8 protein-coding genes and 1 pseudogene are annotated in these 10358 nt (G+C 70.8%); 3 read left to right on the forward strand and 6 right to left on the reverse strand.

All coding sequences use genetic code 11. From position 1 onward, the window contains the following. Nucleotides 1-91: 91 nt before the first annotated feature. Nucleotides 92-544 (reverse strand): hypothetical protein, encoded by a 453-nt coding sequence (locus ABT048_RS41130; RefSeq protein ID WP_350526773.1) that lies wholly within the window; start codon nt 542-544, stop codon nt 92-94. A 223-nt stretch (nt 545-767) separates the two neighbouring features. Between ABT048_RS41130 and ABT048_RS41135 the strand changes: the two genes are divergently transcribed. Then, nucleotides 768-1094 carry a DUF8825 domain-containing protein gene (locus tag ABT048_RS41135; RefSeq protein WP_350526774.1) on the forward strand — a complete coding sequence of 109 codons (327 nt, stop codon included), beginning with the start codon at nt 768-770 and terminating at the stop codon, nt 1092-1094. After that, complete coding sequence (locus tag ABT048_RS41140) at nt 1091-1420, forward strand: hypothetical protein (RefSeq protein ID WP_350526775.1); 330 nt, start codon at nt 1091-1093, stop codon at nt 1418-1420. Before ABT048_RS41135 ends, ABT048_RS41140 begins: the two co-directional genes overlap by 4 nt. A 501-nt stretch (nt 1421-1921) precedes the next feature. Here ABT048_RS41140 and manA read toward each other — a convergent pair. The 5 genes and pseudogenes from manA to mmsA form a co-directional block, all read right to left on the reverse strand. After that, complete coding sequence (gene manA, locus ABT048_RS41145) at nt 1922-3202, reverse strand: mannose-6-phosphate isomerase, class I (protein ID WP_350526776.1); 1281 nt, start codon at nt 3200-3202, stop codon at nt 1922-1924. Between the two features lie 21 nt (nt 3203-3223). Further along, nucleotides 3224-4204 (reverse strand): ROK family protein, encoded by a 981-nt coding sequence (locus tag ABT048_RS41150; RefSeq protein WP_350526777.1) that lies wholly within the window; start codon nt 4202-4204, stop codon nt 3224-3226. Nucleotides 4205-4277: 73 nt separating this feature from the next. Beyond that, the gene (locus ABT048_RS41155) at nt 4278-5390 is read right to left on the reverse strand and encodes a substrate-binding domain-containing protein (protein WP_350526778.1); all 1113 of its coding nucleotides are present in this window, start codon (nt 5388-5390) and stop codon (nt 4278-4280) included. A 126-nt stretch (nt 5391-5516) separates the two neighbouring features. Then, nucleotides 5517-6806, reverse strand: a complete 1290-nt coding sequence (mmsB, locus tag ABT048_RS41160) for a multiple monosaccharide ABC transporter permease (RefSeq protein ID WP_350526779.1) — start codon at nt 6804-6806, stop codon at nt 5517-5519. Beyond that, nucleotides 6803-8284: pseudogene (gene mmsA / locus ABT048_RS41165) on the reverse strand (multiple monosaccharide ABC transporter ATP-binding protein); the annotation flags it as partial. The pseudogene mmsA and the gene mmsB, both read right to left, overlap by 4 nt. Nucleotides 8285-8620: 336 nt before the next feature. Between mmsA and ABT048_RS41170 the strand changes: the two are divergent. Next, nucleotides 8621-9814 (forward strand): ROK family transcriptional regulator, encoded by a 1194-nt coding sequence (locus tag ABT048_RS41170; protein WP_350526781.1) that lies wholly within the window; start codon nt 8621-8623, stop codon nt 9812-9814. The last annotated feature ends 544 nt before the right edge of the window (nt 9815-10358 follow it).

Here is a 10358-nt window from a genome sequence, read left to right on the forward strand (position 1 = left end):
GCCAACCAAGCGACGGCCGAACCGGTGGCCATCGAACCACCCACCCCCATCCTGACCAGGTAATCAACACCTCCCGCACAGCGGGGGAAGCTCAGACAGAGGGCGCGCTCCGGCCGGTCGGGCGCTTGAGGGCCAGGTGCGGCACCTCGGGCATCGCACGCTCGGCGCGCAGCCGGTCGAGGTGCGCGCGGTGCAGGACGTCCCGGGCTTGCCCGACGGAGCGGTGGGTGCGGGCCTCGCTGGCGGGTTCGGTCAGGACCACGGCCTCCTGGGCGTCCAGGTACTCGGCAACGATGTGCCCGGCCTGCCCCCACGGCCCGTCCGGCAGCGGCGCGGTCCAGCCGATGGGCCGGCCCCGGTAGAGCAGCTGGTGGACGTCCGCGGCCTGCGGGTCGTCCCAGGAGGCCGGCAGCCAGCCCTCACCAACCGTCAGGTCCAGGTCGTCGAGGCGGTCCGGCTCGCCGAACCGCACCGTCGGGATCGTGCACGCCGCGCGGCGCAGCACCTCGAAGGCCTCCGCCCCCTGCTCGGCCGGGGCGGGCACGGCGACGGCGGTACGGATTTCGGCCCGGGCCGTTGCCCCGGGTGTGCCGGGGCTGGGCGTAGGGGCGGCATCTGCGGCTCGGGCCGTTTCTCCGGGCTTCGGCGCGGACCCGGTTTCGGGCGTATTTACGGCCCGGCCCCGCAGCGGGCGCACGGGGAAACCGACGGTCCTACCCTGCGGGCCGAGGCCCGGCGGCTGACCGGTCACGCATACGATTCCCGCTGTGGGAAAGCTGGAAAGGACCTTCGCGTACAGCGACGACCTGATCAATGCGCAGCGGGCGCTGGCGGCCGTGCAGGCCGAGCGCCGTACCTGCCTGGCCACGCTCCCGGCCTGGAGTGGTGACATCCCGGCCGTGGCCCATGGCCTGGACGAGGAGCAGTTGGCCGAGTCGGCTCGGCTCGGGGAAGCCGATCGGCAAGCCTCGCACGCGGTGTGGGCCGAGGAGTACCGGGCGGGGCTGCCGGTCGAGGACCGGGTCGAGGACCGCAGCCGGCTCCACCACATCGACGCCCCCGCCGAGGGCTCCGGCGAGGCGGCGCGCGCGTGACGGACGTCGGCGGCAGCGAGTACTGCGCGATCTACGTCGCCGGCGCGGACCGGCAGACGGTGACCGACCTCATCGCCGCGGCACTGCACGCCGCGCCGAGCGGGTACTGCGTCGCGCGGGCGGGCGTGGACTTCGAGGTACGGCCCAACCCCGACGCCGCATTGGCGACGGGCTTCATCGGCTGGCCCCTGAAAATCGACGCGGACGGCCCGATGCCCGCCCTGGCCCATGCCGTCGCCCGCGTCCTCACCACCGTACGAACAGCCGGCTACCAGGCCACCGCCGCCTGCGACTTCGAAGAGCAACTCCCCCACCAACACCTGTAGCGTCCACCGATCCGACCACGCCGCCGAGACTGCGCTCGCGTAGCACCCACCCCAGGCTCCGGCCCATAGGGGACCAGCTCACCGGTGACGGCATCGGTCACGCCGACCGAGACGGGGCTGGCAGGCGGAGAGCTCCGGCGCGGCGACAAGGACGTGACACCCCGCCCGCGGCCGGGCGGCGGCAGGCCGGCGAAGACCAGCCATCACCCCACGGCGTTCTCCAGGCGTCCGAGGATTCCCAGCAGCGCTCCGGCCCGGTCGGTGCCATGCGGAAGCTCCGGCAGACATGAGCGCAGACGTCACACGGTTGCGAGCCGCACGCTTCCCGGCCCAATCGCGTGGACAGCAGCGCTCCGGGGGTGGGTGCGGGGGTGGGGCCACGGCCCGCCCCCTGGGCGGGCTGGCGCGGGTGGGCCGGCGTGCATCCCGAGCTCGTACAGTACGATCAGCTGCACACGGAGCGGCCGGTCAGTTTGAGGCCCATCGTCGCCGGCGAACGCACTATCCTGCCCACGCCGGCGGGATTCCAGTGATTCGACGGCCGGCCGAAGCACCCCGGCGCGTCGGCAGTTGCTCACGGGTCGTGAGCTTCCGGGCAAGCCCTGTCGTGACACGGAACACCGTTCCCTCGCCACTGAGCCGGAGCGCCTCACCGGCCGGGGCATAGGCCGCGCGGCCGGGGCCGAGGGCGATCGAGCGCTCTGGCGAGGCGACGGTGGCCGAACCGCCGGTGCACAGCACGATCTGGGGCGCGTCGACGGTGAGCGGGTACGGCCGGTCGCCGCGTGCGAGGTCGAACCGTGAGAGCCGGAATTCGTCGACGGGAGCCGGGTACATGTGCTCCCCGGTCGTCTCGTCCCGTCGGGCCTCGACGGCGCGGATCGGGACCGCGGTGAAACGGACGACCTTCAGCAGCTCGGCCGCGTCCACGTGCTTGGACGTCAGCCCGCAGCGCAGGACGTTGTCGGAGCTCGCCATGACCTCCACGCCGAGGCCGGACAGGTAGGCGTGCGCGACTCCCGCCCCGATGAACAGTGCCTGCCCGGGTTGCAGCGTCACCTGATTCAGCATCAGGGCGGACATCAGGCCCGGGTCGTCGGGGTGGGAGCGGGTGACGGCGGCGTACGCGACGAGGTCCGCCGCGTACCGCCCGCCGCTCGCCGCCGCAAGCCGGACGGCCTCGGCGACGGCGGCGAGGAGGCCGTCCGGCGGTGTGAGGAAGGCGGTGAAGACCTTCCGTAGGGCGGCCTCGCCAGGGCGGGCACGAAGCTCCTCGGCGTACGGCTTCAGCCTGTCGACGCCGAGGGCGTCCAGCAGGTCGGCGCACTGCTCGGGAGCCCGCAGGCCGCACAGCGCCCGGAACCGGGTCAGGGCGACGATCATCTCGGGTTTGTGCTGGTCGTCGCGGTACGTGCGGTGCGGGGCGTCGAGCGGGATCCCCTCGGCGTTCTCCCTGGCGAAGCCGGCGGCGGCCTGGGCGCGGTCGGGATGGACCTGGACGGAGAGCGGGGAGTCGACGGCGAGCAGCTTCAGCAGGAACGGCAGCCGTGGGCCGAACCGGCTCACGAGTGCCGGTCCGAGTTCCGCCAGCGGGCCGGCGGCCGTCAGTCGGTCCAGGGCGACGGGCCCCTGTCCCCGGTCGACGTACGACGGGGCTGCGGGGTGCGCGCCCAGCCACATCTCGGCCTGTGGTTCGCCGGTGGGCGCGACGCCCATCAGCTCCGCGAGGGCGGTGGTGGAGCCCCAGGTGTAGGGCTGAATGGTAGTGGTGAGCAGGTCCACGGGGTCTTGGCTCCGGTCGGTTTACGCGTGGGAGGCGGGCAGCTCGGTCGTTCCGCGCTCCGGGCGCGGCATCCCCGCTGCGACGGCCGCTCCGATGAGTCCGGCGTCGGTGCTGAGTCGGGCGGGCAGGACCGGCAGGTCACGGGTGAAGTCGAGGGTGGCGTAGTCGGCCAGGTGACGGCGCAGCGGCGCGAACAGCGTCTCGCCGGCCTGTGCCACGCCGCCGCCGACGACGACCAGGTCGAGTTCGACGAGGGCCGCCGTGGCGGCGATCGCGGCGGCGAGGGCCCGTCCGGCCCGGTCGTATGCGGCGGCGGCTCGCGGATCACCGGCGCGGGCGGCGTCCGCGACCGTCGCGGCCGTCGGTGCATCACCGGCGGGCGGCTCCCAGCCGGATGCCACGGCATGGGCGGCGATGGCGGTTCCGCTGGCGAGCTGCTCCAGGCAGCCGCGCGCCCCGCACGGGCACGCTGGCCCGCCGGTGTGGTCGACCGAGATGTGGCCGATGTGCCCGGCGTTGCCGGACGGGCCGGCGTACAGCGACCCGTTGAGGATCAGGCCGCCGCCGATGCCGGTGGAGACCACCATGCACAGGGCGTTGTCCACTCCCCTGGCGGCGCCCGCCCGGTGCTCGCCCGCGGCCATCGCGACCGCGTCCCCCACCACGAGGGGCTCGACGCCGAGCGGGACACGGGGATGCGCGCGTACCCGGTCGGCCAGCGGAAAGGCGCGCCAAGCCGGGATGTTGACCGGGCTGACCGTCCCGGCTGCGGTGGCGACCGGGCCCGCGCTGGCGATGCCCAGGCCGGAGATCGACTCCCACTCCGGGTGGACGGCCAGGTCGTCGAGGACTGCCGCGACCGCGGCCATCATCTCCTCGGCCGTGCCGCGGGCCGGTGTGGCGCACTGCGAACGGGCCACCAGGCGGCCGTCGGCGTCCACGAGCCCTCCGGCGATCTTGGTACCACCGATGTCGAGTGCTCCGAACACGAGTGTATCCATCCTTCGTCTTGCGGGTCCCCGGTGCCGGCGTGCGCTCTGGGCCACCCGGCGCGCACGCCGGCGCGGATCACTGCTACTTGGTGAGCGGGGACAGCTTGGGGTCGTTGGCGTAGGCCTCGGCCGCGTTCTGCTTGGTCACGATGACCGGCGGGAGGAGGTAGGCCGGAACGACCTTGGAACCGTTGTTGTACGACTTGATGTCGTTGGTCTCCGGCTTGTCGCCCTTCTGCAGGGACTTGGCCATGGTGATGGTCTGGGCGACCAGCTTGCGGGTGTCCTTGTTGATGGTGGAGTACTGCTCACCGGCCATGATCGACTTCACCGACTCGACCTCGGAGTCCTGGCCGGTGACGATCGGGGTCGGCTTGCCGGCGCCCTTCACCGAGGTGAGGATCGCCCGGGCGAGCGTGTCGTTCGGCGACAGGACACCGTCGAGCTGCTTGCCGCTGTTGTAGGCCGAGGTCAGCAGCGAGTCCATGCGCTGCTGGGCGTTCTCGGCCTTCCAGCCCTGGATCGCGGTCTGCTTGATGTCCGTCTGCCCCGACCCGACGACGATGTCGCCCTTGTCGATCAGCGGCTTGAGCACGTCCATCGCACCCCCGAAGAAGACCTTCGAGTTGTTGTCGTCCGGCGAGCCGGAGAACAGCTCGACCGTCCACGGGCCCGTCGGCTTCTTGGCCTTCATCCCGTCGACGAGGGCCTGCCCCTGCAGCTGGCCGACCTTGTAGTTGTCGAACGCGACGTAGTAGTCGACGTCCGGCGTGTTGGTGACCAGACGGTCGTAGGCGATGACGGTCGCACCGGCCTGCTTGGCCTGGGCCACCTGGGTGGAGAGCTGCGAGGCGTCGGTCGCGCCGATGACGATCACCTTGGCGCCCTTGGTGATCATGGAGGAGATCTGCGCCTGCTGGTCCGCGACGCTGGTGGAGGCGCCCGCATACTGCACGTCGGTCTTGAAACCCGCGTCCTTCAGGCCGCTGGTGAACAGGTCACCGGCGAGCACCCAGTTCTCCGACGTCTTCGCCGGCAGCGCGACACCGACCAGGGAGTCCTGCGCGAAGCCCTTGGCGGCGCCGCCGCCGTCCGCGCCGGTGGCGCCTTCACGCTGGTTGGAACAGGCCGTGCTCAGGGTGAGCAGGGCGACGGCGCCGACCGCGGCGATGCCTCGGATGATGGTTCTGCGCATGGTGAGTTGAGCCCTTCGTGCGGTGGTGCGGTTGCGGGAGGATTGGTGTCGTGGGAAGCGGGCCGTGCGGGGTACGGCGGCGTGGGGGTACGGCGCGTACGGCGGCGTGGGTGGCTGGTACGGCGGTCAGCCCGCGACCGGAGTCTTGTCCGGGCCGCCGGCAGGGCTCGCCGGGGCGGCCGGCTCCTCGCTGCGGAACGGGCGCATCAGCGTCCCGATGATCGAGAAGCGGCCCTGGCGCTTGTTGTAGACGTCGAACGCGACGGCGAGGAGGAGGACCATGCCCTTGATGATCTGGACCATGTCCGAGCCGACGCCCTCCAGTTGGAGCCCGTTGTTGAGCAGCGCCATGACCAGGCCGCCGACGATGGAGCCGCTCACGGTGCCGAGGCCGCCGGAGACCGCCGCGCCACCGACGAAGACGGCGGCGATGGCGTCGAGTTCCCAACTCAGGCCGTCCTGCGGGCCGGAGGCGGCGGACCGCGCCACGAAGATCATGCCGGCCAGCGAGGCCAGCACGGACATGTTCATCATGACCAGGAAGTTGACCCGCCTCAGCTTCACCCCGGACAGCTCGGCGGCGCGGGCGTTGCCGCCGACGGCGTAGATGTGCCGGCCGCCGATGGTGTTGCGGGTGTAGTACGAGTACGCGAGCACCAGGATGATCAGGATGATGCCGGAGATCGGCAGGCTGGTGCCGACCCGGCCGCCGGCGAAGCGCAGCGTCGCGAAGGCGATGACGCCCAGCATCACCGCGAGGCGGACGCCCGGGATCCACAGGGGCGGTACCTCGGCGTTCATCTCGCGGCGGGTCTGCCGCGCCTTCCACTCGCGCCACACCATGCCCGCGCAGGCGGCCAGTCCGAGCAGCAGCGTCAGGTTGTTGTAGCCGGTGTCCGGTCCGACCTCGGGCAGGAAGCCGGCGCCGATCTTGCGGAAGTCCGCCGGGACCGGCACCGTGTCGGCGTTGCCTATGTACTGGTTGCCGCCGCGGAACAGCATCATTCCGGCCAGGGTGACGATGAACGCGGGGACTCCCACGTAGGCCACCCAGAAGCCCTGCCAGGCGCCGATCAGCACGCCGATGAGCAGGCCGAGGCCGAGGCCGAGCGGCCACGGGAGCGAGTACGTCTGCATGGCCTTGGCGACCACGATGCCGGTGAACGCTGCGACCGAGCCGACCGAGAGGTCGATGTGCCCGGCGACGATCACCATCAGCATGCCGATGGCGAGGATCAGGATGTAGGAGTACTGGCTGACCACCGCGATGAGGTTGCCGGAAGTCAGGGTCAGCCCACCGGTCCAGATCTGGAACAGCAGGACGATCGACACCAGGGTGAAGATCATGCCGAACTGGCGGGCGTTGGAGGTCGTGCCTCCGAAGAGGTTCTTCTGCAGCTCTTTGATTCTGCTCATGACGTCGGGCTCTTCTTCTTAGCGGTCATCTGCTTCATCAGCAGTTCGGGGTCGGCTTCGTGGCGCGGGACCTCACCGGTGATGACGCCTTCGAACACCGTGTAGATGCGGTCGCACAGTCCGATCAGCTCGGGCAGCTCCGAGGAGATGACGATGACGCCCTTCCCCTGGCCGACGAGCCGCTGGATGATCCCGTAGATCTCGAACTTGGCACCCACGTCGATCCCGCGGGTCGGTTCGTCGAGGATCAGCAGGTCCGGGTCAGTGAACATCCACCGCGCCAGCACGACCTTCTGCTGGTTACCGCCGGAGAGCTTGACGACGCCCTCGTCGACGCTGGGCGTCTTGATCCGCAGGCTCGTGCGGTAGTCCTCGGCGATCCGGTACTCACGTACCGGGTCGACCACCCTGCGCCGGGCGATCTTCGACAGCTTGGCCGCCACCATCGAGGTCTTGATGTCGTCCAGCAGGTTCAGTCCGATGGACTTACGGTCCTCGCTGACGTAGGCGAGGCCGTGCCGGATGGCGTCCGGCACCGACTTCAGCCGGATCTCCTCGCCGTCCTTGAAGACCCGCCCGGACAGGTAGGTGCCGTACGAGCGCCCGAACAGACTCATCGCGAGTTCGGTGCGCCCGGCACCCATCAGGCCGGCGAACCCGACGATCTCGCCGCGCCGGACCTGGAACGTCGACCCCTTGCAGACCAGCCGGTCGTCCGAACTCGGGTGCCGCACGGTCCAGTCGCGCACCTCGAAGAAGACCTCGCCGATGTCGGGCGTGCGGTCGGGGAACCGGCTGCTCAACTCACGGCCGACCATGCCGCGCACGATCCGGTCCTCGTTGACGCCGTCCGCCTTGACGTCGAGGGTCTCGATGGTGCGGCCGTCGCGCAGGATCGTGATGCTGTCGGCGATCGCCTCGATCTCGTTCAGCTTGTGCGAGATGATGATCGAGGTGATGCCGCGTTCCCGGAAGCCGCGCAGCAGGTCGAGCAGGTGCTGGGAGTCGTCCTCGTTGAGCGCCGCGGTCGGTTCGTCGAGGATGAGCAGCTTCACGTCCTTCGCGAACGCCTTGGCGATCTCGACGAGTTGCTGCTTGCCCACGCCGATGTCCTTGATCAGCGTGTCGGGATCCTCCCGGAGCCCGACCTGCTCCATCAGCTCCAATGCCCGGCGGCGGGCGGCCTTCCAGTCGATCCCGCCCCGCCTGCGCGGCTCGTTGCCGAGGAAGATGTTCTCGGTGATCGACATGCCCGGCACCAGCGCCAGTTCCTGGTGGATGATCACGATCCCGGCCCGCTCACTGGCCCGGACGCCGTCGAACCGCGTCCGCTCGCCACGGTAGACGATCTCGCCCGAGTAGCTGCCGTGCGGATAGACACCGCTCAGCACCTTCATCAGGGTGGACTTGCCGGCGCCGTTCTCCCCGCAGATCGCGTGGATCTCACCCGGCCGGACGGCGAGGTTGACCTCGGCGAGCGCCTTGACGCCGGGGAACGTCTTGGTGATCGACCGCATCTCCAGCAGGGCCTGCGCCCGGGTCATGAGCGGTGCTCCGCACCGCTCGGGCAGCGCTGGGCGCGTGGGCCCGAGCCTTCCGGGATGCCGGGGTTCGTGGACATCAGCTTGCCTCCGATGGCACGCACGGTGCCTCGTGTCCGGGGTGTTACGACTGCGTGCCGGGACACTAAATCCATTTGTTTTACTACGTCAATGGGCCGTGACAAGATGTTTATGAGAGAGCGAGCAGAGAGGACCCAGTACGTGCGGCGGGCAGGAACGAATCTCCCCAAGGTGGGCCGGTACAACCAAGCGGTGGTCCTGGACCAGATCCAGTTGGCCGACGGCATCAGCCGGGTGGAGATCGCACAGAAGACCGGCCTCACCCCGCAGACGGTCTCCGGCATCGTGCGCCGCCTGCTGGACGAGGACATAGTCCGGGAGGACGGGGCCAGCCGGGTCCTCAGCGGCGGCAAGCCCCGAACCACCCTGCGGGTCAACGCGGAGGCCGGCAGCGCGGTCGGACTGCACTTCGACCCGATCGAACTCACCTGCGCCGTGGTCGACCTGCTCGGGCGGCCCCTGACCGTCAAGCGGCGCCCCACCCCACCCGGCACCGACCCGTCCCAGGTGGTGACGGCCATGGCCGAACTGGTCGCCGACGTACTCCGCGAAGCGGACGTCCCACGCGACAAGGTCCTCGGCCTGGGCCTCGCCGCCCCGGGACCGATAGACCAGGAACTCGGCATGATCGTCACCCCGCCCCAACTCGCGCACTGGAACCGGGTGCCGATGAAGGGCATGCTGAGCGAGGCCACCGGACTGCCGGTGACACTGGACAACGACGCCACCGCCGCGGCCATCGGCGAGCGCTGGTCCGGCGCGGGCAAGGGCGTGGCGAACTTCGCGTACGTCTTCTTCGGCACCGGCATCGGCGGCGGTCTCATCCTCAACCACCAGGTCTTCCGCGGCGGTTCGCTGAACGCGGCCGAGTTCGGCCACGGGTCCGTGCTGCCCGACGGGCCGAAGTGCTACTGCGGCGCCCGGGGCTGCCTGGAACGGCTGGCCAATCCGTCGGCGATCGTGGCCGAGGTGCACAGCCGGCTCGCAGTCCGACCCGGCGGCGGAAGCGTGCTGTCACAGGCGTTCGACCGGGATCCGGCGTCGGTCGACCACACCGCGATCCTGCGTGCCGCCGCGGCCGGCGACCCCGTCGCCACCGCCGTCATCGACGAGACCGCGGAGCACGTCGCCTCGGTCGCGGTCACCATCGCCAACTTCGTCGACGTGGACCTCATCGTCCTCGGCGGCCACGGCATCCAGCACGTGGAGTCGCGGTACGTCGACGTCGTCGCCGCGGCACTGGCCACCAAGCCGCTGTCCCGCAGTGTCCGGGTCGTCCGGGTCGAGGCGTCCCCGCTCGGCGCGAACGCCGCCGTGGTGGGCGGCGCCGCGCTCGTGCTGCACTCGATGTACTCGCCGCAACTGTCCGAGCTGCTCGCCGACTGAGCGCGGGGCCACTGCGACGCCGGCCCCGGTCGGCGCCGCAGCAGAGAGGCTCTTCGGTGACCAGGCACCGGCCTTCGCTGCGTCGGTACAGCGTGCTCCCGGTCGTTTCCATGGTGCACAAGGCGCTGCCGGTGACCAGGAGCACCAGTGCGCCCGGCCGGGACCGCTCGCCGGCGGTGGCTGTGCGGGTGACGGTCGGCGTTGCCGTGGTGAAACTCCTTGCTCGGCCCCGGCGGGCGGCGCATCCGGCGGGCTTGCTTCGACCGTGCGCCGCCCGCTCGACTGTGGCGATGGGCGGTGCAGACGATGCCGCTCTACCTCGCGGTCGTGATCCGCCTGGGCCCAGGCCGCGGTGGCACGGGTTCCTCCATCGGGGTGTGCTCTCCGAAGATCGCGCGGTCCCGCTGTCCCGAGGCTGCGCGTAGTGGGTGGTCAGTCGAGGCGGACCGTCGGGTTCGGTGCCGATCGCCGTCGGACCACAGACTGCTCCGGGATCCGTCCCGCCCGCCGGCCCTGCCCGGCGATCCGGGATGCTGGAACAGCG

It is taken from the genome of Kitasatospora sp. NPDC096140 (assembly GCF_040303045.1).
In the GTDB taxonomy this organism is placed as follows: domain Bacteria; phylum Actinomycetota; class Actinomycetes; order Streptomycetales; family Streptomycetaceae; genus Kitasatospora.